Below are 22,382 nucleotides of genomic sequence, written 5' to 3' on the forward strand. Positions count from 1 at the left end.
GGCTTTTATACCGTTCGAAACAAAATGAAATTAAAAATTCAAACAATTGTTTGAATTTAGGTTGAAATTTAACATTTCTTCAACAACAATGTTGCCACCCTACATCAGACCGTGCCAGTGATTTTTTGTTTCAATCTGGTTAAAGGCTCTGAAAAAGCACAGGAGAAACCAATGTTATTTGAAGGCCAATGCCTACAAGCCAGCCTGAATGAAAATGGTATCGCAGATATTGTTTTCAATGCGCAAGGCTCCGTCAACAAATTTGACCAGCAAACTGTATCAGAATTAAATGAATTGTGTGCTGCCATAGAATCTAACGCTGATATCAAAGCCGCCGTGGTGCGTTCCGCCAAGTCCACCTTTATTGTCGGTGCCGATATTACCGAGTTCACCGGTTTATTTGCAGAGCCCGAAGAAACGCTGCTGCAATGGGTAGCCAATACCTCCAAAGTATTTGACCGTTTTGAAGATCTGCCCTTCCCTACTGTTGCCGCCATTAATGGCTTCGCGCTGGGCGGTGGCTGTGAAATGACGCTGGCCTGTGATCTGCGGGTTGCAGACAGCACTGCCGCCATCGGCTTGCCAGAAGTTAAACTGGGCCTGATGCCTGGCTTTGGTGGTACTGTGCGTTTGCCACGGGTTATCGGTGCCGATAACGCCATGGAGTGGATGACCACAGGTAAAGACCGCAATGCGGAAAAAGCCCTGAATGAAGGTGCGATTGATGCCGCTACCGCACCAGAGCTATTGGTGGCGGTTGCCAATCAGATGGCCGCCGATGCAGCCGCCGGAAAGATTGACTGGCAGGCGCGTCGCACAGCGAAAAAATCGCCTCTGAAGCTGAATCGCAACGAAATGATGATGAGTTTCGCCACTGCCAAAGGCATGGTATTTGCGCAGGCAGGTAAACATTACCCGGCACCGCATATGGTGGTAGAAACCCTTGAGAAAGCCGCTACTTTGGATCGCGAAGGCGCGTTGAAGCTGGAAAACGAAGGCTTTGTAAAACTAGCCAAATCTGAGGCCGCTACGGCCCAGGTAGGTATTTTCCTGGCAGACCAGGTAGTAAAAGGCAAAGGTAAAAAGCAGGCCAAACAAGCCACTAAAACCTTTGAACAGGCAGGTGTGCTGGGCGCTGGTATCATGGGCGGTGGTATTGCCTACCAGTCTGCCGTTAAAGGCACCAAGACCATCATGAAAGACATCGCAGAGCCAGCATTAAAACTGGGTCTGGATGAAGCCAGCAAAATCCTCGATAAGGGTATGCAGCGAGGCAAAGTCAACAGCAAGAAAATGGCGGCGACTCTGAACAACATCGTACCAACTCTGGACTACAAGGCGCTGGAAAACGTTGATATCGTCATCGAAGCTGTAGTGGAAAACCCCAAAGTTAAAGGGATCGTATTAAAAGAAACCGAACAGACCGTGGCCAAAGATGCCATCATTTGTTCCAACACCTCGACGATTTCTATTAACGCACTGGCAGAAAACCTGGAAAACCCGGAGCGTTTCTGCGGTATGCACTTTTTCAATCCGGTCCACAGAATGCCGTTGGTGGAAATCATTCGCGGGGAGAAGACCACGGATGAAACCATCGCCAACGTGGTGGCCATGACCCTGAAAATGGGTAAAACCCCGATTGTGGTCAACGACTGCCCGGGCTTTTTAGTGAATCGCGTGTTATTCCCTTATTTTGCCGGCTTCAGCAAGTTACTGCTGGACGGTGCTGACTTCGTAGCAGTCGATAAAGTAATGGAAAAAATCTTCGGTTGGCCAATGGGCCCGGCTTATCTGCTTGACGTTGTGGGTATCGACACCGCCGACCACGCCGCAGATGTTATGGCTGACGGTTTCCCTGAGCGCATGAAGAAAGTGGATAACGACCCAGTGACCCTGCTGTATAAAGCGGAGCGCTATGGTCAGAAGAACCAGAAAGGCTTCTACAACCACGGTCTGGATAAGCGCGGTAAACCGCAAAAAACGCCAGCGGAAGAAGCTTACGAATTGATGAGCGCGCATGTGGCTGACAAGCGAGACTTTGAAGCTGACGAAATCATTGCACGTCTGATGATCCCAATGGCCAATGAAGCCATTCGCTGCCTGGAAGAAGGCATTGTAGATTCCGCCGCTGAGGCCGACATGGCCCTGCTTTACGGCCTGGGCTTCCCGCCGTTCAGAGGCGGCATTTTCCGCTACATCGATACCATGGGTGTTGCCAACTTTGTGGCACTGGCAGACAAGTTTGCCCACCTGGGTGAAGTGTATCAGGTGACTGAAGGCACTCGCGAAATGGCCAAAAACAACCAGAAATACTGCGGATAAGGGGGAACTATCATGAAAGAAGTAGTAATAGTAGATTGCATTCGTACCCCTATGGGGCGCTCTAAAGGCGGTGTATTCAGAAACGTTCGTGCTGAAACCTTATCAGCTCATCTGATGAATTCACTGTTAGCCAGAAATCCGGCCTTAGATCCGGCTGATATCGAAGACATTATCTGGGGTTGCGTACAGCAAACCAAAGAACAGGGCTTTAACGTCGCCCGTAACGCACAATTGTTAACTGACATTCCGCGTCACGTGGCAGCAGTCACGGTTAACCGTCTGTGCGGTTCTTCTATGCAGGCACTGCACGATGCAACACGCGGTATCATGACAGGTGCTGGCGATGTGTACCTGATTGGTGGTGTTGAACACATGGGCCACGTGCCTATGAACTTTAACGTAGACTTCCACCCAGGCCTGGCAAAATACACTGCCAAGGCCTCAGGTAGCATGGGCTTAACTGCCGAGCTGTTAGGCAAACAAAATGGTATTTCCCGTGAACAACAGGATGCCTTTGGTGCCCGCTCTCATCAGAAAGCCCACGCTGCAGCGTTAGAAGGCCGCTGGGACAACGAAATCGTTGCCACTGAAGGCCACGATGCCAATGGCGCTCTGGTAAGCGTCACCCATGATGAAGTAATCCGTCCGGAAACCACAGTGGAAACACTCGGAGGCCTGCGCCCGGTATTTGATCCAGCTAATGGTACGGTAACCGCCGGTACCTCTTCTGCGATCTCAGACGGTGCCTCAGCCATGTTGGTAATGTCTGCTGATAAAGCCAAAGCATTGGGCCTAACACCCAGAGTGAAAATCCGCGCTATGGGTGTGGCGGGTTGTGATGCGGCAATCATGGGTTACGGCCCGGTACCTGCCACTCAAAAGGCACTTAAACGCGCCGGTATGGATATCAAAGATATTGAACTGGCAGAGTTTAACGAAGCGTTCGCAGCACAAGCCCTGTCCTGTATCAAGGCACTGGGCCTGATGGATAACTACGACGAGATGGTTAACCTCAATGGTGGTGCTATTGCACTAGGTCACCCACTGGGTTGTTCCGGTGCGCGTATCAGCACTACCTTAATCAATCTGATGGAAGCCAATGACAAATCTGTCGGCCTGGCCACCATGTGTATTGGTTTAGGACAAGGTATCGCCACCATCTTTGAACGGGTCTAAATAAACCGTTTCCACAGCAAAGGGCAACTTAGGTTGCCCTTTTTTATGCCTGCTGAAAAACTGTACTTTAGTACAGGTGAATTACATTATCTTCTGCTGTAACTTGCATCTTATGGTCTTTCCAATGGTACGTAACACAATGAAAACACTCACCGTAACACAGCGAAAAATGGTTTATTTTCTGATGGCATTCTTACTGATTGTTGCCTCATTCAACAACCTGAGCAGTTTTGTTGTAGCTTTTATTGATGGATTTGTTCAGGGCTTCAATGCGGCAATAAGCTAACGTTATGCTTACAGGAATAAATCACATCACCTTTTCGGTGAATTGTCTGGATACTTCCCTGCAATTTTACAGCGATGTACTTGGGTTTAAACCTGAAGTCAGTTGGGATAAGGGGGCTTATCTTTCATCACCCGGGATTTGGTTGTGCTTGTCTCTGGGGCAAGCCAAGCCCTCACAAGATTACTCCCATCTGGCCTTTTCAGTTACCGAGGGGCAGTTTGACGGCCTGAAACAAAGTATCTTAGCGGCGGGATTCGGCACCTGGCAAGATAATCGCAGCGAAGGAGACTCCCTGTATTTTCTGGACCCTGATGGCCACAAGTTAGAGATACATTGTGGTGATCTGCAACAGCGTCTGGATGCTTTAAAACATAATCCTTACAAAGGACTAAAGTGGTACGAATAATCGCGCCAAATTCGTTAAAAAATTAAGTGGCAAACAAATAGGCCTGGTCTTTAAACGATTTAAACTCCAGGCGATTGCCGGAGGGGTCTTTAATAAAAAAAGTGCCTTGTTCGCCTGGTTTTCCGGCAAAGCGGATGTAGGGTTCCAGAACAAATGGTACCTGCTTAGTCTTAAGGCGAGTCTGCAGTGCCTGCCAGTCGTCCCAATCCAGCACTAATCCAAAATGCGGGACGCCAATGTCCTTGCCGTCCACCAGATTAATGGTTTCGTTGAGTTGCATACTTCTGTCTAAGTGAGTCACCAACTGGTGGCCCCAAAAGTTCCAGTCGATCCAGTTGCTGGAAGAGCGTCCTTTTTCACAGCCCAGAATCTCCCCATAGAAGCTCTCAGCGGCCTCTAAATCGTGGACAGGAATGGCAAGATGAAACGGGTTCAGCATAGTTTTACCTTTACTACTCAGGACAGCATTTTTAACATTTTAAGCTTTTTATCGGTGTAGGGTGGATAACGGACATCTACATCCAAGGCGAAGCTACGCTCCATCACCGCTTTTAAATGACTGAAGGTGTCAAAACCCGCCTGACCACAATAACTGCCCATGCCGCTGGTACCGACTCCGCCAAACGGCAGGTCCTGGTTGGTCATAAACATCATGCCGTCATTCACACAAACGCTACCAGCACTGGTTTGTTGCAGTACGCTTTGAGAAACGGATTTATCTTTACTAAATATGTACATGGCCAGAGGTTTAGGCCGCTGATTGATAAAATGCACGGCTTCATCGAGCTTGCGATAAGTCAAAATGGGTAGGATCGGACCAAAAATTTCCTGCTGCATGAGCGGTGACTCCGGATCCGGTTCAGCGACCAGGGTTGGTGCAATAAAACGACTGTCCTGGTCACCCACGCCGCCCGACAACACCGTCTGCCCATCCAGCAAGCCCATGATCCTCGACCAGTGACGCTGATTGATTATACGCGCATAATCGGCACTTTTACTGGCATCTTCGCCATAAAATTCCTGCATTTTTTGCTGCAACTTAGCGATAAAAGTCTCTTTTACACTCTCATCCACCAGCACATAATCAGGTGCGACACAGGTTTGCCCGGCATTCATCCACTTACACCAGGCAATGCGGGCAACAGATACATCCAGATTGGCGCTTTTATCCACGATGCAGGGACTTTTTCCTCCCAGCTCTAACGTCACCGGTGTGAGATGCTCAGCCGCCGCTCGCATAACCACTTTACCGACAGCTTCGCCACCGGTATACAGGATGTGATCAAAGCGCTGTTGCAACAGCGCTGTAGATTCTTCTACCCCCCCTTCGACCACCGCTACTGCGTCGCCGTCCAGATATCTGGGTACCAGTTCCGCCATAAGCTTTGACGTATTCGCTGCCAATTCAGAAGGCTTTAAAATGGCACAGTTACCGGCAGACAGCGCAGCGACATAAGGGGCAATTACCAGTTGCCAGGGATAATTCCAGGCACCAATAATCAAAGCCACACCCAGAGGTTCTGGTTGAATGTAGCTCTTACCGGGCATAGCCACTAAGGGCGTTTTGACTTTGCGAGGTTTCATCCATTTTTTCAGGTGCTTAATGGTATGGTCCACTTCCGTAGCAATATAGGAAATTTCAGCACTCCAGGCTTCAAGCTGACACTTGCCCAGATCGGCCAGTAAGGCGTCACGAATTTTATCTTCGTTATCCAGTGTCATCTTCTTCACTTGCTGCAGTTGCTGAATACGCCATTGCAACGAGCGAGTCTTACCTGTGGCATAGGTATTGCGCAGGCGATTTACTATATCGGGAATGGTATTTAACGTTTTCGCGTCCATCGTAGCTCCTGAAAAACCAACTTAGAGCAAAAAGCCGCTAACAAGCGGCTTTTTTAATTAGGCATCATAAGGATGAGTTAAAATGATGGTCTCATTTCTGTCAGGTCCGGTAGAGACTATATGTACCGGCACACCTGTCACTTCTTCAATGCGTTTAATGTAATCTTTCGCCGCTTGGGGTAGTGCGTCAATTGTTTTTGCACCGAAAGTATTATCTGACCAGCCCGGCATGGATTCATACACAGGAGTAACGGCTTCATAGCCATCGGCCGCCATCGGAGGCACATCTTTGATATTGCCGTCAGCATCTTTATAACCGACACAAATCTTCAGCTCTTCCAGGCCATCCAATACGTCTAACTTAGTCAGACAGAAACCAGATATAGAGTTAATTTGCACTGCACGCTTCATGGCTACGGCATCAAACCAACCGGTGCGGCGTTTACGGCCTGTGGTGGCCCCAAATTCGTGACCTTTAACGCCCAGATGTTCACCCACGGCATCGTCTAACTCCGTAGGAAACGGACCAGAGCCCACTCGAGTGGTGTAGGCTTTAACGATACCCAGCACATAATCCAGATGTAACGGACCAAAACCGGCACCTGTGGCAACACCACCTACCGTAGTATTGGATGAGGTAACATAAGGATAAGTACCGTGGTCGATGTCCAGCAACGTGCCCTGGGCACCTTCGAACATGATTTTCTTACCTTCCAGACGCGCTTTGTCCAGCAGATCGGTAACGTCTACCACCATGGATTTTAAAATATCCGCAATGGCCAACACTTCCTGTAAAACTTTGTCGTAACTGACAGGCTCAGCTTTGTAATAATGCTGCAGCGCAAAATTGTGATATTCCATCACTTCTTTGAGTTTAGCTGCGAAGCTCTCCACGCAGAACAAGTCACCAACACGCAATCCACGACGTGATACTTTGTCTTCGTAGGCTGGACCAATACCACGTCCCGTGGTACCGATAGCTTTATTGCCACGAGCTTGCTCACGCGCCTGATCCAAAGCGATGTGATAAGGTAAAATCAACGGACAAGCTTCACTGATAACCAAACGCTCTTCTACCGGCACACCACGCTCTTTCAGCATGCCAATTTCTTTCATCAGCGCTTCCGGGCTTAATACCACGCCATTACCAATTACACAGGTAACATTGTCGCGTAAAATACCGGATGGAATAAGATGTAAAACGGTTTTTTCACCGTCGATTACTAAGGTGTGACCAGCGTTATGCCCACCCTGATAACGCACTACGTATGAAGCTTTGTCTGTTAAAAGGTCGACAACCTTACCCTTGCCTTCGTCACCCCATTGGGTACCAAGGACCACTACATTATTTGCCATTGACTTCGCTTTGGTTGAAAGTTAAGCGGGGATTCTACCAAGTTGAGTGCCCTGATTCACCTTTTTTGTCCCAAAAAAAGCGGAAAATGGCATTATTTGGCACGGTTATTCCTAAACCAGTAATAACCACAGCAGGATAGCACCACCCAGCACCATTGCAGCCCCGACTTTTTGCAACTGAGCAGCCGGCAGCTGAGACAGGCTGTGCAAATATTTTTGCCAGCGATTGGGGAAAAGCAGGGGCCAAACCCCTTCCAGAATCAACAACAGCGCCAATGCCAGCCAGAGACTATCCACCGTAGTTTTCCAGACAACTTAAATCGATATCTGCAATAGCATGATAAGGGGCAAACCCAAACCGCAACCGGTTGCCCCGATAGTCGGTTTCAATCTTGTGGGCTTTCAGATAATCGTGCAAAGTTGCGGTAATACTGGCGTCCGGCAGTTCAAAGGTCAAAAAGTGCCCGTGGTTTTCTGGATTTACCATCATCAAGCGTGATTCGGTAAGAACTGATTGCTTAAGACCAAAAACATGGTTTAAAAATGCCTGCTGTAATTGCTGCACATGCTGATGAATAGCCGCTACAGTAACCTTTTCCTTTTGCCACAGATCGAATACGGTCAGTTGTCGGTAAATACCTGAATAATCCATGGTAGAGCCCGCATAATGGAAACCATTGGTGGCATAGTCTACCTTGCGGGACTTAAATTTTTGTAACTCACCAAATTCAGCATACCAGCCGGTGTACAGAGGCCGATTCAGGTAGCCTTTGGGCACATGCATAAAACAAACACCTTCGCCTCCCTGCGCGTACTTATAGCCTCCGGCAAGGTAAAAAATGCGATTTCGATGCTTTTCAATGTCTACCGGTAACGCACAAAACGCGTGATAACCGTCGATCATAATCAGGGTATCGGGATTTTTTACCGCTGACACCAGAGCATCCAGATCCTTTAATACCAGACCCGAATTGAAAAACACCTGACTGCAAAACACCAGATTAGGATCATTGTATTCGATAGCATCCATAAATCGTGACTGAAAGGATTTCACCGGCTGCACCGGCACCTTAATCACGTGGATATTATTAAACTCATCGAGGCGATTTACCTGTCGGGTAAAGCTGTGGAATTCACTGTCGGTGGTAACAATCGTAAGCTCCGATTGCAAATCCATGCCACTGATCACCCGAAACAGGAGTTCATGCGTATTGGGAGCAAAAACCAATTGCTCAGGCAAATTGGTGTTGAGCAATTTGGCAATGTGGCTCTGCAGGCGCGGTACTTTTTCAGCAAAAAAATAGCCCCACTTATCATCGACGAACCGTGCTGAGTCATCCCAGTAATCCAACATGGCCTGACGGCTGACATCGGGCCAGTAGTGATGACTGTGACAGGCATAGTGCTGCACACCCTGATTGGCGTTCAGAAAATGGGTGTAGTGGTGCTTTAACATGCCTGTCTCCGTAAACTCGTTTGAGCGGAACTATACAAGTAATCGCGTAAGATTACTGCGCCTGACAATGAAAAAACCCGCTAAAAAGCGGGTTTTTATGTAACACTAATCGCGATGCTGATTAGTTTTGCTTTTTCATGTATTTGAAAAAGTCGTTGTTGGGCTCTACTACCAGTACGTCTTGTTTGCTGTTAAAGCTGTTGCGGTAAGCATCCATACTTCTTAAGAACGCATAAAACTCAGGGCTCTTATTGTAGGCATCTGCATAGATTTTGGCAGCAGTGGCATCACCTTCACCACGCAGTTGTCTGGCGTTACGCTCTGCATCAGCCAACATAACAGTGACTCTGCGGTCGATATCGGCGCGAATGATTTCTGCCTGTTCCTGACCTTCAGAGCGATGCTCTTTGGCCACCGCAGTACGCTCGGCACGCATCCGGTCAAAGATTGAATTACTGACTTCCAGTGGCAGGTTAATCTGCTTAACCCGCACGTCAACGATTTCAATTCCCAATTCGTCAGAGCTTTGCGAGGATTGCTTTAATGCTTCGTCCATCAGTTCAGAACGTTCACCAGAAACAATCTGCGAAATGGTGCGTGTACCAAACTCGGTACGCAAGCCGTTGTTTACCTTTTGCTTTAACAGCGCTTCCGCCTGTTCTTTGATACCGCCACGTGTTGCCAGGTAGTACTTGGCAAAATCGCTGATACGCCACTTAACGTACAAATCCACGATCAGGTCTTTCTTTTCAGATGTCACGAAACGACCCGGTGAATCGTCTAACGTCTGCACCCGCGCGTCCAGTATTTTGACTCTGTCAAAGAAAGGCACTTTAAAGTGTAAACCAGGTGCAAATACGGTGGTTTCATTCGTGTCGGCATCCCGTTTGACTTTACCAAACTGGATTACGATACCACGCGTACCTTCCTGCACCACAAAGAGTGAATTAAAACCCAAGAAGGCAATAATCACAGCAATAATCAATGTTAAGTTTTTCATAGCTTAGCCTCTCCCTGAACGAAAGCGATCACCGCGAGAAGAACTCGGCGCGGTATTCGTCGATGTACCAGACGCATCATTGTTATCACGTAAACCTTCTATCGTGCTACGACTGGCAGGGGTTTGCGAGTTTTGCTGTCTTTCTAAAATTTTGTCCAGAGGCAGATACATCATGTTTCCGCCGCCCTGCGTATCCACCACAATTTTGCTGGTATTACTGTATACCTGCTCCATCGTTTCAAGATACAGGCGCTGACGGGTTACTTCCGGTGCCGCTGCGTATTGGGGTAGCAACTCTTCAAAGCGGGCCACTTCACCACGGGATTCCAGAATAACACGCTCTTTATAGGCCTGTGCTTCTTCTTCCATTCTGCGCACCTGGCCACGGGCGCGAGGCTCGATTTCTCTGGCATAAGCTTCAGCTTCACGGATAAAGCGTTGTTCATCCTCCTGAGCCGCAATCGCGTCATCAAAGGCCGCTTTAACTTCCTCTGGTGGTCTGGCATCTTTAAAGTTAACGTCTGTGATGGCGATCCCCATGTTGTAAGGGTTGATCACACTTTCCAGTTCTTCCCAGACTTGTTGGCGAACCACTTCACGGCCGCTGGTTAGTACGTCATCCATTCGTGAATGCCCCACCACATAACGCAAGGATGCGTCCAGCGCCTGCAGTAAGCTCTCATCAGGTTCAGTTACCGCGAAAGTATACTGATAGGGTTCAACAACCCGATACTGTACTTCCATTTCGACTCTGACCACGTTTTCGTCTTCTGTCAGAATGAAGCCGGACGCCGGGATATAGCGAATGGTTTGCACATCAACCGGGATCACTTCGTCAACAAACGTCGGACGCCACTGCAGACCCGGCTCCACCAATGAGTGGAACTGGCCAAAACGCAACACAACGCCGCGCTCAGCTTCTTTTACGGTGTAAAAACCACTGACCACCCAGATGGCCACCAGAACACCGATTATCACACCGGCACCCAAGCCACTCAGGCCTTTTCCAAAGGAAGGTCCATTGCCTGAACCTCCTTTAGAACCACCAAATTTTTTAAAAATATTTTTAAAAATATCGTCTAAATCTGGTGGGCCCTGATCGTTGTTTTTACGATTTTTCCAGGGATCATTGTTGTTCCCACCCGGCTCATTCCAGGCCATGTTGTTCTCCACAATTAATCAAAATTCATGATTTGGATACGTAACTTACTGGAAGTTCCAAAAAACTACCAGCACTGATCCAATGTAATCTTAATGCTCGATAATGGTATTAATATCCGCATCGAAGCGCTTAGCTAACCGATGCCAGTCTTTGGCTGGCATGCGGATATCCACAAGCCAGTCTCCGTCGTCGGCGTATTCTTCCGCTGATATACAATTCATCGCATATAAAGCGCCTTTTAAGCGGCCTAAAGCCGGCGGCACCCGAAGCCGATATTGCACCATCTTTTCTGATAAACACTCAGTGAGGGCATTTAGTAATAAATCAATCCCCAGCCCTTGTTGTGCCGACAACCAGACGCGGATTGGTCGCCCTTCGTCATCCCGGTCTATTCGGGGCTCAATCCCCTCCATCCGGTCTATTTTATTGCAAATTATCAACTGTGGTACGTCATTGGCTTCAATTTCGTTCAAAACCGCATTTACCTGGTCGGTGTTTTCTCTGAAACGTTCATCGGAATAATCGACAACGTGCAGTAATAAATCCGCCGACTGTGTTTCCTGCAACGTCGCCTTAAATGCGGCCACCAGATCGTGCGGCAGATGACGAATAAAGCCTACCGTATCAGCCAATATTGCCGCACCCACATCTTGTAACTGAATTTTTCTGAGGGTGGGATCCAGGGTGGCGAACAACTGGTCAGCGGCATATACCCCGGACTCTGTAATGGTATTAAACAGCGTAGATTTACCTGCGTTGGTATAGCCCACCAGCGATACAGTGGGTAATTCGGCGCGTTCCCGTGAACGTCGACCTTGCTCCCGCTGCTTTTGTACTTTCGCCAGACGCTTCAATATGCTTTTGATGCGTTCCCGCAGTAACCGCCGGTCAGTTTCTAGCTGAGTTTCACCCGGACCGCGCAAACCAATACCGCCTTTTTGGCGCTCAAGGTGCGTCCAGCCCCGAATCAGGCGGGTAGAAATATGTTTAAGCTGAGCAAGCTCTACCTGCAACTTACCCTCGTGAGTTCTGGCCCGTTGCGCAAAAATATCGAGGATCAGACTGGTACGGTCCAGCACCCGGCACTTACAGAGTTGCTCCAGATTGCGTTCCTGGGAAGGGGAAAGACTGTGGTTAAAGATCACCACATCAGCATCATTGGCGCGTACGGCGTTAGCGATCTCTTCCGCTTTACCGCTGCCCACGAAATATTTTGGGGCCGGATTTTGACGAGACCCCGTGACTATATCAACTGCATTGACACCTGCCGATGACACCAGCATTTGCAATTCCTGCAAATCTTCTTTGCTCTGTTCATCGGAGAAGTATATATGTACTAATACAGCCTGTTCACCAGCTTCATAACGGTCAAACAAGCTTCATTTCCTTGATTGGGTAATTATTCAGACTGAATATTATCTCCATCTCCTTGATCGTTCGCAACCATTGGAATCGCTCTGGCCGGTACGACAGTAGAAATTGCATGCTTGTAAACCATCTGGCTTACCGTATTTTTTAACAAAATGACGAATTGATCGAAGGACTCAATTTGTCCCTGCAGCTTGATGCCATTTACAAGATATATCGACACGGGAACACGTTCGCGACGCAAAGCGTTCAAAAACGGGTCTTGTAGTGATTGTCCCTTAGCCATTTTCAGCCTCTTGTTCTTCTTATCTTTTTTGTTGTTCTGGTTGTGTGTGCTGCCCACAATTGGGCAAGTCAAATACAGTATACAGGATTTACCTGGACTGTATACACTCCTGATATTTGGGTCTTACCACAGCAAATTCAAGTTACAACTTTGAGAATAAGTCTTTGACCCTGTTAACGTTATTATCGGCAAACGTATCCAGCCAATGTAACTCCGGCCAACCTCTCAGCCAGGTTAATTGACGCTTGGCCAATTGCCTTGTAGCGACGATACCACGGTATCGCATTTCGTCAAAATCATACTTTCCTACAAGATATAACCACATTTGACGATAACCAACGCACCGCATAGACGGCAAATCCAGATGCAAATCCGTGCGTTGCATCAACCGCTCAACTTCATCCTGAAAGCCATTTTCCAGCATAATATCAAAGCGGCGTTCAATACGTTGGTGTAATACACTTCGATCCTCGGGGGCGATCCCAAGTTGAAGTATATTATAGGGTATAGATGACGACCGTGTTGCCGTCAATTCTGTCATGGATTTTCCCGATATCCGATATACTTCAATAGCGCGCATTAGTCGTTGTGGATCATTGGGATGAATACGGGCTGCAGATACCGGATCGATGCGCTGCAATTCCTGATGCAATGCCTGCCAGCCATGAGTTTCAACGTCTGCACTGATCTGCTGACGCACAGTATCGTCTGCTTCCGGTAACGTGGAAATGCCATCGGTCAGGGCTTTGTAATACATCATAGTACCGCCCACCAGCAAGGGAATACGCCCGGTTTGCGTAATATCCTGCATTTCACGCAGCGCGTCATCTCGAAACTGGGCGACGGAATAGGATTCAGCCGGGTCCAGAATATCAATCAGGCGGTGAGGCGCTTTTTGTTGTTCCTGCTCAGTGGGTTTTGCAGTACCGATATCCATGCCCTGATAAATCAGCGCGGAATCAACACTGATAATTTCGCACAACCCACTTTGCACCAACTCAATCGCCAGATCCGTTTTTCCTGAGGCGGTGGGTCCCATCAGGAAAATGGCTTTAGGTAGCCCTTGTTTATCAGTTGCCATGAAATTCTTGTAACCATGTGTGAAGTGGCACGGGAACAATGCCCTGTTCCGCAAAGTTTTCCAATGCCACGCTTTGCGTATATTGCTCGAATAATTGCTGTGTATCCACCTGCCCGTCAAGTTGCCAGTACCGCGCCAGACAGTGCAAGAGTGAAGCTAATGTGCATTCGTCAGCGTCACTCAGGGCCGTTATAATATCCTGCCAACGCTGATTTCTGGCCCCCACCGGCACCTGCTTCAGTATCAACTTATTGTGATAAGGTTCCAGCTTCATGCCTATTCGGGCGGCGTTGTGACACAGGGTTTCAGTGTCAATCTGACTGTTTTTAACGACAGAGACCGGCAACAACAAAGGTTGAGATACCGGGCTTTCAGTCAGATAGCGAGCTTGCAAATAATGCACAATCAAGTTTTGCATCGGTACAAAATAAACCTGCTCTTGCTTGTGTAACAGCCAGCCCATTCCCGGTACTTCAAACCCCCTGCTGTACTTTGCCTGAGCAGACTCCTTATGTTCTGGATGCGGAACATCGGTCTGCGACACAGGTGGGCGCATAAGTTGCGTATAATTACCCGCGGCTTCCTCAATGGTGGTTGCGGATTGAGATTTATAGCTACCCTGATACCGTCCGGTTTGCGGCGTATAACTTTGCAGCGGTTTTATATAGTCGCGGTCCGGCTGATAATTGTGTCTTTGGGAAGCCGGTTTTGCCGTCAAAGCAGACCCGGAATCCGCGGTTGCCTCAGGCCCGGCCTGCTCAACAGCGCAAGCACCACCGCTATTCAGAGCATCATTCACCGCGGAATAGATAAAGTCATGCACCAGACGCGCCTGATGAAAACGCACTTCGTGTTTCGCCGGGTGTACATTCACGTCGACTTCGTGATGAGGCAGGGTCAGATACAAGACAAAAAATGGAAATTTATCCGGCGGTAACTGCCCTTCAAATGCCTGCCGGATAGCATGCAGAATTAATTTATCGCGCATCATACGGTTATTAACAAATACATACTGAGTATCGTTCACCGATCGAAAAGCACCGGGCCTGGACACCCATCCCAGCAGTCGAAATTGCTGATACTGGCTGTCCAGATACAAAAAATCCTGACTAACGCTGGTGCCGCATATCTGCTGGATGCGTTTTATCTGCTCGTCATCTGAGGTTATCGCAGGCAAAGATTTAACTAACTTGCCGTTGTGTAGTAGTTTCATTCCCACGTCAAATCGGCTCAACGCAATACGCGTGAACAGCGTTTCGATATGATTGAATTCGGTTTTTTCGGTGCGCAGAAACTTTCGACGGGCAGGCGTATTGAAAAACAAATCCAGCACTTCCACACTGGTGCCCTGTGGGTGAGCCGCAGGCTCAACAAGCACCTGCATATCGCGGCCTTCGCTTCGGGCTTGCCAGGCTTCGGTTTGTTGTTCAGGACGAGACGTCAGAGTCAATCGCGACACCGAACTGATACTGGCCAAGGCCTCACCGCGAAATCCCAGGGTGGCAATGTGCTCCAAATCTTCCAGTTCAGCAACCTTACTGGTGGCATGACGACTCAGCGCCAGCATTAATTCATCTTTGACAATGCCCGACCCATTATCGGTTACTTTGATTTTCTTATGTCCGCCCTTTTCCACATCGATAGTTATTTGTGTGGCGCCCGAATCTATGCTGTTCTCCAGCAGTTCTTTCAGCACGGAAGCGGGACGTTCAACCACTTCCCCGGCAGCAATTTGGTTCGCCAACCTGGCGGGTAACACTTTTATCGGCAAGAGACTTCGACTCGTTGTTTAACTTTGCGGAATATTTAAAACCTGGCCTATTCTGACAATATCAGTATTGAGATTGTTGGCCTTTTTTAAATTGTTAACGCTGACATTATAACGCAAAGCCAGTTCGCTGAGGGAATCTCCGCGTTCTACCCGGTGGGTGCGATTTTTAGGTCTTTGCTTTGCCCATAACGTACCATCAGGTGGGCTGTTTAAAAAGTGTGACCGTATCCCTTTGAAGATAGACTGAGCCAGATTTTGCTGATGTTTACGCCAGTTCAGGTTTTTCTCTTCCTTAGGATTGGAAATAAACCCCACTTCCACCAGCACCGAAGGGATATCCGGCGATGTTAACACTGCCAGACTGGCTGCCTGCGGGCTTTTCTTGTGCAGTTTCATCATGCCTTTAAGTTCAGATAATATATTGCGGCTGACGTCATAACTGGTGGCAATGGAATGGTCCATGGACATATCCAGCAGTGCCTGCGTTAAATAGCGCTCGTTGTTGGTATCCTGGATCACCTCAGCAGCACCGCCTAACAGCTCGGAATGCTGTTCGGTGTTTTCCAGCCAGCGACCTAACTCACTGTTGGCCCGGCCAGTGGATAAAACCCATACCGATGAGCCATTGGGTTGTGGTTGCGTAAAGGCATCAGCGTGTACTGACACAAATAAATCGGCTTTCTTTTCCCGCGCAATTTCAGGCCGGCGATTGGGTGTCAGATAATAATCGCCGGTGCGGATCAATACAGAGCGCATCCCCGGTTCGCCATCCACCAGTTTTGCCAGCTCCCGTGCCACTTTCAGGGTGACATTTTTTTCAAAAGTACCACCACGGCCTATTGAGCCGGGATCTTCTCCACCGTGCCCGGCATCTATCGCGATAATAATGTCCTGATGACGTTTGTTCACCGGCTGCTCGATCATATTGCGCTGCGAATCCCGCTCGTCAGGTAAATCGACCACTAAACGGTTGCCATATGGCGCAGTGGGTTGCAGGGAGAATATTTGCGGGGTGACCTTCTTGTCCAGTTCCAGCACTATGCGCACATCGCCATTGGCCTTTGGCCGGCTGTAACGGATTTTTTTAACTAGCTCACTGCTGTTATCAATTTTTGCAAAATCCAAATCGCCTTTGGTATCGGCTAAATCAATAACCAGTCGGTGGGGGTTCTGCAGGGTAAACCAGCTGTATTTAGGTTGCTGCTGTAAGTCCAGTACAACGCGGGTATTGGTGGGCGAAGGCCAGATGCGAACACTGTTGATGGAATTATTGCTGGCATGAGCTTCAGGCGCGACAAGCCCTCCGCTAACCGGATAGCACAAAAAAACCAGCAGGCAGTAGCGCAACAATATCTTCATTGATACATATTATTTTAATTGTTGTATCAGTTCCCTTGCCTTGGGAGACCTTCCTAGAAGTTCTATACTACGCCCTTGGTCGGTAAACTCAATAGTTATCTCCAGATCCGGGGCTGGCAGCCAACCGGCACCTTTTTCCGGCCATTCGATCAGATTAATCGTGTCCTGTTGCTGATAATCCCGAATCCCCATAAATTCCAGTTCTTCCGGATCAGCCAGCCGATACAAATCGAAGTGAAACACTTTAAAGCTACCTAAATCATAGGGCTCTACCAGGGTGTAGGTAGGACTTTTTACACTGCCCTGATGGCCAAGTCCGGCGATAAATCCCCGACTAAAACAGGTTTTCCCGGCGCCCAAATCGCCATTCAGGTGAATTGTCCAGGCCTCGGGGTTTTGCAGGCAAAACCGGGCGAGGTTTTGTGCGAGTTGTTCCGTATCCTGTTCGGAACGACTCTGAATCGTTTGTTTCATGTGAACGCACTCCGGATCAATCGCGTTTTTCGGTGTTAATAAGTCGACGTATATATGGGAACAAATCACTGGCTAACAAGCCAATCTGACCATTTTCTTGTGCTGCCAGGTCAGCCGCGCAACTGTGCAGACAAACACCGTACAGGGCACTCAGGCGGTTACTCATTCCCTGGGCCAGCAGAGCCCCCAGAATACCGGTTAACACATCCCCCATACCTCCGGTGGCCATACCCGGATTGCCATTGTTGCACACCCAGGTGTTTTCCTGGGATGCGATCAGCGTGCCCGCACCTTTCAACACAGCCACAGCCTCAAAATGTTGAGTCAGGGTAGCCGCCGCCTGATAGCGATCAGATTCAATGGCATTGGGGGTGGATTTTAACAAACGCGAAGCCTCAGCGGAATGAGGTGTAATAATTGCCAGATTTTTCGGGATCGCCAGGCGATAATGTTCAGCAATCAGGTTCAGGGCATCGGCATCAATCACCAGGTGTTTGTGAAACTGCAGGCTATGCTGCAACGTGGCCTCCAGTAAAGTCACAGACCACAGATCTTTTCCAAGACCTGGCCCAATGGCAATGGCATTGGCCCAGGACAAGGTATCAGCCAGTTGTTCGGTACGGGTTTCTACCATAATTTCCGGACGAGTACCGTTTATAGTAGAACGCGAGCCCGGATGACAAAACACTTTAACCAGTCCGGCTCCGGTGCGCAACGCACCTTCAGCGGTGAGTCGGATTGCGCCGGCATAACTTTCATTGCCGCCAATACAGAGTAATTTTCCCATCGCGCCTTTGTGGGCGTTGATGCGTCTTTTGGGTAAGGGCGGCAGCATCTGAAAGTCAATGATTTTACCTACCTGCACTGCAATACGTTGAAACTCACGACCAATTCCCAGGTCAAAAAAGTGCAGATGGCCGCAATACTGTTTGCCTTCACCGGTTTTTAGGCCGCTTTTAATGCCCACAAAGGTGCAGGTATCATCGGCCTGCACTGCAACGCCTGAAGCATAGCCTGTATCGGCGTTCATGCCGGAGGGAATATCGATGCTGACTACGGTAATAACACTGTCGTTGAGGCGCGAAATCACTTCGGCATAAGGAGCTTTAACGGCGCCTTTAATACCTGTGCCCAGCATCCCATCGACACAAAGATCATACTGATTGAAATCCAGGTTGTGGGCTGTGCGGGTTCCACCTTTTTGGCTCAGCCATTTACTGCGCGCCAGTCTGGCATCGGCAGACAGCTTTTGCGGATTGCCCAATTCGCACACATCACACATCAACCCCGCTTCCAGTGCCAGTCGTGCCACCACATAGGCATCACCACCATTGTTTCCGTGTCCTGCCAGCACAATCAGTTTTTTAACATGGCTATATTGTTTAATTATCAGTTCGTAAACAGCCGCACCGGCGTTTTCCATCAATTGGTAGAGACTGATCCCCGCCAGTTCAGCGGCGCGCGGCTCCACCAGACGAACCTGGTCTGCGGTATAAATATTGTGTGTTAAACTCTCTCGTTGAAATAGGTTTTTAAAGGTTTTCAATGTCTGCCCTTCCCGACGATACTTATACTGAGCTCAGCAAAAAAATTAAAATCTGGGGCCAGGAACTTGGGTTCCAGCAAGTAGGTATCGCTGATATTAACCTGGAAAGTCATAAAATAACGTTACAGAATTGGTTAGACAATGGATATTACGGCGATATGCATTGGATAACCGAGAATACCGACAAACGCCTGGACCCGGCTAAATTGGTGCCGGGCACCCTGCGCGTTGTCAGTGTCTGCATGGCTTACCTGCCCGATGATGCACAATTTGCTAAAAACCTGAAAGATGATCAACGGGCCTATATCAGTCGCTACGCCACAGGCAGAGACTATCACAAAGTGATGCGTAACCGGCTAAAAAAGCTGGGGGAGAAAATATCAGAGCTGGTACCGTCAGCGCAGTGGCGGCCCTTTGTGGATTCGGCTCCGGTGCTGGAACACGCACTGGCAGAAAAAGCGGGGATCGGCTGGACCGGTAAACACAGCCTGACCCTGAACAGCCATGCCGGCTCGCTATTTTTTCTGGGGGAGCTTTTTATCAACCTGCCTTTGCCAACAGATACCCCAACTGAAGAGAAGTGTGGTAGTTGTGTAGCCTGCATTACTGTGTGCCCCACCAAGGCCATTGTGGCCCCGTATGTGGTAGACGGCAGGCGCTGTATCAGTTACCTGACAATCGAAAACAAAGGTGACATTCCCGAAGAATTTCGTCGCGCCATCGGCAATCGTATCTATGGATGCGATGACTGCCAGTTGATTTGTCCGTGGAATCGCTATGCTCAGATCAGTGACGAACCGGATTTTAAAATCCGCCACAATTTATCGCAGGCCACTTTACTCGAACTGTTTGCATGGGATGAGTCAACCTTTCTGAACAAGATGCAGGGATCTGCCATCAGACGTATTGGCTTTCAGTCCTGGCAACGCAACATCAGTATTGCGCTGGGCAACGCTCAATACAGTGAGGCAGTTTTGCAGGCCTTACAGCAAAAACAGCATGACGCTTCAGCGCTGGTGCAGCGTCACATTGACTGGGCAATTGCCGAACAATTACAGAAAAAAGCAAAACAGGCGAAAGAATCCACCGGGCGACTGACCCTGAGGTTAATTCGCACTATCGAAAAGGGCATGCCAGACAGTGCCTGACAGCCATGTGACTTAGTTGCGCAGCATATATCCTTCACCGCGAATGGTCTGGATGATGCGAAACGGTTTCTCATTGTCGTTTAATTTTTTACGTAAACGGCTGATACTGATATCCACAGCGCGGTTATTTTCCGGAATATCCAGATCAGAAACCTGTTCTACGATTTCTTCACGGGGCACCACCTCGTTGTATCTGCGCGCCAAAGTGGCCAGTACTTTAAACTCGTGCTGAGTCAGTTCGATGCGATTGCCATCCACGTCAAACAGTGCCCGACGTTTTTGGCTCAACACGTATTCGTGGAAGGTTAAATCTTCATCCTGAGTTTCCACAACCAGCGGTAGTCCCAGCACGTTTTTGATCCGTATCAGTAATTCTTTGAGGGAAAAGGGTTTGCCGAGGTAATCTTTGGCACCTAACTCCAGGCCCGCCACTTTGTCATCATCAGTTTTGCGGCCTGAAATGATCATAATCGGCGTCGCTGTGCGCTTCACTAACTTGCGCAAAATAACCAGACCGTCTTCATCCGGCAAGGTCAGATCCAATATAATGAGGTCGAAATTACTTTTCGCCACCTGCGAAAAACAGTCTTTGGCGGTTTCCACCGGTGTGATGGTAAAGCCATTTCCCGACAGAAACACATCCACCAAACTGCTCATTTCCTTGTCGTCCTCAACTAACAGTACGCTGGACATTTAGCTACACCCTACAATTTTTGTGGAAATTATATAGACATCTCCACATCATAGTCCATTTTGGATCTATCACGCAAAGTTTCTTTACTGCTTGAATTATATGAATTATTTCATTCACAAAATGTAACAATTGCAGCTGCCTGAACGCCGTGTTCAGGCAGCGCAATGATAAAAGACCGGATGTTCTGTCAATTGAAGCCGCGCCGCTGCCCCTGTTTATCTGTGGTACTGGCCGCTCAGTTTATGGACCGCGTGAATAAATGCACCGGCTTTTTCCGGATCGATATCAGGATGAATTCCATGGCCCAAATTAAACACATGACCAGTGCCTTCACCAAATCCGGCCAAAATTGAGGCAACTTCCGATTCGATGCGCTCGACCGGGGCATGCAGCATACAAGGGTCCATATTCCCCTGAATCGCCACCTTGTCGCCCACCCGAGCGCGGGCATCAGCAATATCAGTAGTCCAGTCCAGTCCAACCGCATCACAACCTGTCGCGGCAATGGCTTCCAGCCACTGTCCCCCATTTTTGGTGAACAGGGTTACCGGTACTTTGCGGCCTTCGTTTTCACGGATCAGACCGGCCACGATTTTTTCCATATACTGCAAGGAAAATTCTTTATAGGCCTGCGGCGACAACACGCCACCCCAGGTATCAAATACCATCAGCGATTGTGCCCCCGCTTTAACCTGGGCATTCAGGTATAACACCACTGAATCGGCTAATTTATCCAGCAACAGGTGTAGGGCGGCGGGATCGGAAAACGCCATTTTCTTGATTTTCCCAAAGGTTTTCGTTGAGCCACCCTCTACCATGTAGGTGGCCAGAGTCCAGGGACTACCGGAAAACCCTATCAGTGGCACACTGCCTTGCAACGCGCTGCGAATGGCTCTGACGGCATCCATCACATAACCGAGTTCCGATTCCGGATCGGGAATCGGTAACTTTTCAACGTCAGCCATATTGCTCAAGGGGCGTTCAAACTTGGGTCCTTCACCGGTTTCAAAGTACAGCCCCAGTCCCATCGCATCCGGGATGGTCAAAATATCGGAAAATAAAATAGCAGCATCTAAGGGATAACGACGCAAAGGCTGTAGCGTAACTTCGCAGGCCAGCTCGGTATTTTTGCACAATGACATAAAATCACCGGCCTGAGCGCGGGTGGCTTTGTATTCTGGCAAATAGCGACCAGCCTGACGCATCATCCATACCGGCGTAACGTCGACAGGTTCTCGTAATAATGCTCTGAGATAACGATCATTCTTTAGGGGATTCGGATTGCTTTGCTGGGTCATAATACCTTACGCCATGGGCAGTTGAGAGAATTTTAGAAACCGCGCTATTCTACACAAAAACAAGCCAGGAAAGAGAACTTTTGCGACTATTGATATTTTTTTAAACAAAAAAACTTGTCATTCTTTTTAATTATCTGCTATAACTTATTGCAGTTAACGACTTCCAAACAATTAAGAAGCCTGAATTAACAGGACCAAGACGCTAACAGAAATTAGGGCCCTTTCTCCGGAAAGGGCCTTTTTATTTTGTTCGGCGACGCATTTCTGAGGTAATTAACCTGAGATCTGTATAAGGCTTAAAGTCGAGTGATATTGATACTCGGCTTTTTTGCCTGAAAAGTATAGGCAATG

General features: G+C 48.6%; 21 protein-coding genes. 5 read left to right on the forward strand and 16 right to left on the reverse strand.

Annotation, left to right across the window (positions count from 1 at the left end; all coding sequences use genetic code 11):
* Positions 1–171 precede the first annotated feature (171 nt).
* The 4 genes from fadB (at position 172) to AC0J20_RS17270 (ending at position 4,190) form a co-directional block, all read left to right on the forward strand.
* Positions 172–2,322: a fatty acid oxidation complex subunit alpha FadB gene (gene fadB / locus AC0J20_RS17255; protein ID WP_473022669.1), complete on the forward strand. Its 2,151-nt coding sequence runs from the start codon at positions 172–174 to the stop codon at positions 2,320–2,322.
* A gap of 12 nt (positions 2,323–2,334) precedes the next feature.
* Entirely contained in the window at positions 2,335–3,498 is a 1,164-nt protein-coding gene (fadA, locus tag AC0J20_RS17260; RefSeq protein ID WP_473022670.1) for an acetyl-CoA C-acyltransferase FadA, read from the forward strand.
* Positions 3,499–3,637: 139 nt separating this feature from the next.
* Positions 3,638–3,784 (forward strand): hypothetical protein, encoded by a 147-nt coding sequence (locus AC0J20_RS17265; protein ID WP_473022671.1) that lies wholly within the window; start codon positions 3,638–3,640, stop codon positions 3,782–3,784.
* A 4-nt stretch (positions 3,785–3,788) separates the two neighbouring features.
* A complete protein-coding gene (locus tag AC0J20_RS17270; protein ID WP_473022672.1) occupies positions 3,789–4,190 on the forward strand; it encodes a VOC family protein in 402 nt (133 codons plus the stop codon).
* Positions 4,191–4,212: 22 nt separating this feature from the next.
* Here AC0J20_RS17270 and AC0J20_RS17275 read toward each other — a convergent pair whose 3' ends face one another.
* From AC0J20_RS17275 to AC0J20_RS17340, 14 genes are all read right to left on the reverse strand, one after another.
* Positions 4,213–4,629: a VOC family protein gene (locus AC0J20_RS17275; protein WP_229529863.1), complete on the reverse strand. Its 417-nt coding sequence runs from the start codon at positions 4,627–4,629 to the stop codon at positions 4,213–4,215.
* Positions 4,630–4,646: 17 nt separating this feature from the next.
* The gene (locus AC0J20_RS17280) at positions 4,647–6,032 is read right to left on the reverse strand and encodes an aldehyde dehydrogenase family protein (RefSeq protein ID WP_473022673.1); all 1,386 of its coding nucleotides are present in this window, start codon (positions 6,030–6,032) and stop codon (positions 4,647–4,649) included.
* Between the two features lie 57 nt (positions 6,033–6,089).
* A complete protein-coding gene (locus tag AC0J20_RS17285; protein WP_229529861.1) occupies positions 6,090–7,388 on the reverse strand; it encodes an adenylosuccinate synthase in 1,299 nt (432 codons plus the stop codon).
* 111 nt (positions 7,389–7,499) lie between these two features.
* The gene (locus AC0J20_RS17290) at positions 7,500–7,685 is read right to left on the reverse strand and encodes a DUF2065 domain-containing protein (protein ID WP_473022674.1); all 186 of its coding nucleotides are present in this window, start codon (positions 7,683–7,685) and stop codon (positions 7,500–7,502) included.
* Positions 7,678–8,844 (reverse strand): aminotransferase class V-fold PLP-dependent enzyme, encoded by a 1,167-nt coding sequence (locus tag AC0J20_RS17295; protein WP_473022675.1) that lies wholly within the window; start codon positions 8,842–8,844, stop codon positions 7,678–7,680. The genes AC0J20_RS17290 and AC0J20_RS17295 overlap by 8 nt, the downstream gene beginning before the upstream one ends.
* Positions 8,845–8,965: 121 nt before the next feature.
* Complete coding sequence (gene hflC / locus AC0J20_RS17300; RefSeq protein WP_229529858.1) at positions 8,966–9,844, reverse strand: protease modulator HflC; 879 nt, start codon at positions 9,842–9,844, stop codon at positions 8,966–8,968.
* Between the two features lie 3 nt (positions 9,845–9,847).
* Positions 9,848–11,005, reverse strand: a complete 1,158-nt coding sequence (hflK, locus tag AC0J20_RS17305) for an FtsH protease activity modulator HflK (protein WP_229529857.1) — start codon at positions 11,003–11,005, stop codon at positions 9,848–9,850.
* A 90-nt stretch (positions 11,006–11,095) separates the two neighbouring features.
* Positions 11,096–12,382 carry a ribosome rescue GTPase HflX gene (gene hflX, locus AC0J20_RS17310; protein ID WP_229529856.1) on the reverse strand — a complete coding sequence of 429 codons (1,287 nt, stop codon included), beginning with the start codon at positions 12,380–12,382 and terminating at the stop codon, positions 11,096–11,098.
* Positions 12,383–12,405: 23 nt separating this feature from the next.
* Positions 12,406–12,660, reverse strand: a complete 255-nt coding sequence (gene hfq / locus AC0J20_RS17315) for an RNA chaperone Hfq (RefSeq protein ID WP_229529855.1) — start codon at positions 12,658–12,660, stop codon at positions 12,406–12,408.
* Between the two features lie 142 nt (positions 12,661–12,802).
* Positions 12,803–13,741 (reverse strand): tRNA (adenosine(37)-N6)-dimethylallyltransferase MiaA, encoded by a 939-nt coding sequence (miaA, locus tag AC0J20_RS17320; protein WP_229529854.1) that lies wholly within the window; start codon positions 13,739–13,741, stop codon positions 12,803–12,805.
* On the reverse strand, positions 13,731–15,512 hold the full coding sequence (mutL, locus tag AC0J20_RS17325; protein WP_473022676.1) for a DNA mismatch repair endonuclease MutL: 1,782 nt from the start codon (positions 15,510–15,512) through the stop codon (positions 13,731–13,733). The genes miaA and mutL overlap by 11 nt, the downstream gene beginning before the upstream one ends.
* Positions 15,513–15,530: 18 nt before the next feature.
* Positions 15,531–16,871: an N-acetylmuramoyl-L-alanine amidase gene (locus AC0J20_RS17330; RefSeq protein ID WP_473022677.1), complete on the reverse strand. Its 1,341-nt coding sequence runs from the start codon at positions 16,869–16,871 to the stop codon at positions 15,531–15,533.
* Positions 16,872–16,880: 9 nt separating this feature from the next.
* On the reverse strand, positions 16,881–17,345 hold the full coding sequence (gene tsaE, locus AC0J20_RS17335) for a tRNA (adenosine(37)-N6)-threonylcarbamoyltransferase complex ATPase subunit type 1 TsaE (RefSeq protein ID WP_229529851.1): 465 nt from the start codon (positions 17,343–17,345) through the stop codon (positions 16,881–16,883).
* Positions 17,346–17,361: 16 nt separating this feature from the next.
* Positions 17,362–18,891 carry an NAD(P)H-hydrate dehydratase gene (locus AC0J20_RS17340; protein ID WP_473022678.1) on the reverse strand — a complete coding sequence of 510 codons (1,530 nt, stop codon included), beginning with the start codon at positions 18,889–18,891 and terminating at the stop codon, positions 17,362–17,364.
* Between AC0J20_RS17340 and queG the strand changes: the two genes are divergently transcribed.
* Positions 18,891–20,039, forward strand: a complete 1,149-nt coding sequence (gene queG / locus AC0J20_RS17345; protein ID WP_229529849.1) for a tRNA epoxyqueuosine(34) reductase QueG — start codon at positions 18,891–18,893, stop codon at positions 20,037–20,039. The genes AC0J20_RS17340 and queG overlap by 1 nt on opposite strands.
* A 12-nt stretch (positions 20,040–20,051) precedes the next feature.
* Here queG and AC0J20_RS17350 read toward each other — a convergent pair whose 3' ends face one another.
* Together AC0J20_RS17350 and hemE are read right to left on the reverse strand one after the other, a co-directional pair.
* Positions 20,052–20,732 carry a response regulator transcription factor gene (locus AC0J20_RS17350; RefSeq protein WP_229529848.1) on the reverse strand — a complete coding sequence of 227 codons (681 nt, stop codon included), beginning with the start codon at positions 20,730–20,732 and terminating at the stop codon, positions 20,052–20,054.
* Between the two features lie 216 nt (positions 20,733–20,948).
* Positions 20,949–22,031: a uroporphyrinogen decarboxylase gene (gene hemE, locus AC0J20_RS17355; RefSeq protein WP_473022679.1), complete on the reverse strand. Its 1,083-nt coding sequence runs from the start codon at positions 22,029–22,031 to the stop codon at positions 20,949–20,951.
* Positions 22,032–22,382: the final 351 nt, after the last annotated feature.

Source organism: Planctobacterium sp. R6 (assembly GCF_055755215.1).

What these genes read in the sequence shown, in the direction of transcription:
- fadB (WP_473022669.1), top strand. Translation starts at nt 172, where the DNA reads ATGTTATTTGAAGGCCAATGCCTACAAGCCAGCCTGAATGAAAATGGT.
- fadA (WP_473022670.1), top strand. Translation starts at nt 2,335, where the DNA reads ATGAAAGAAGTAGTAATAGTAGATTGCATTCGTACCCCTATGGGGCGC.
- AC0J20_RS17265 (WP_473022671.1), top strand. Translation starts at nt 3,638, where the DNA reads ATGAAAACACTCACCGTAACACAGCGAAAAATGGTTTATTTTCTGATG.
- AC0J20_RS17270 (WP_473022672.1), top strand. Translation starts at nt 3,789, where the DNA reads ATGCTTACAGGAATAAATCACATCACCTTTTCGGTGAATTGTCTGGAT.
- AC0J20_RS17275 (WP_229529863.1), bottom strand. Translation starts at nt 4,629, where the DNA reads ATGCTGAACCCGTTTCATCTTGCCATTCCTGTCCACGATTTAGAGGCC.
- AC0J20_RS17280 (WP_473022673.1), bottom strand. Translation starts at nt 6,032, where the DNA reads ATGGACGCGAAAACGTTAAATACCATTCCCGATATAGTAAATCGCCTG.
- AC0J20_RS17285 (WP_229529861.1), bottom strand. Translation starts at nt 7,388, where the DNA reads ATGGCAAATAATGTAGTGGTCCTTGGTACCCAATGGGGTGACGAAGGC.
- AC0J20_RS17295 (WP_473022675.1), bottom strand. Translation starts at nt 8,844, where the DNA reads ATGTTAAAGCACCACTACACCCATTTTCTGAACGCCAATCAGGGTGTG.
- hflC (WP_229529858.1), bottom strand. Translation starts at nt 9,844, where the DNA reads ATGAAAAACTTAACATTGATTATTGCTGTGATTATTGCCTTCTTGGGT.
- hflK (WP_229529857.1), bottom strand. Translation starts at nt 11,005, where the DNA reads ATGGCCTGGAATGAGCCGGGTGGGAACAACAATGATCCCTGGAAAAAT.
- hfq (WP_229529855.1), bottom strand. Translation starts at nt 12,660, where the DNA reads ATGGCTAAGGGACAATCACTACAAGACCCGTTTTTGAACGCTTTGCGT.
- miaA (WP_229529854.1), bottom strand. Translation starts at nt 13,741, where the DNA reads ATGGCAACTGATAAACAAGGGCTACCTAAAGCCATTTTCCTGATGGGA.
- AC0J20_RS17330 (WP_473022677.1), bottom strand. Translation starts at nt 16,871, where the DNA reads ATGAAGATATTGTTGCGCTACTGCCTGCTGGTTTTTTTGTGCTATCCG.
- tsaE (WP_229529851.1), bottom strand. Translation starts at nt 17,345, where the DNA reads ATGAAACAAACGATTCAGAGTCGTTCCGAACAGGATACGGAACAACTC.
- queG (WP_229529849.1), top strand. Translation starts at nt 18,891, where the DNA reads ATGTCTGCCCTTCCCGACGATACTTATACTGAGCTCAGCAAAAAAATT.
- AC0J20_RS17350 (WP_229529848.1), bottom strand. Translation starts at nt 20,732, where the DNA reads ATGTCCAGCGTACTGTTAGTTGAGGACGACAAGGAAATGAGCAGTTTG.
- hemE (WP_473022679.1), bottom strand. Translation starts at nt 22,031, where the DNA reads ATGACCCAGCAAAGCAATCCGAATCCCCTAAAGAATGATCGTTATCTC.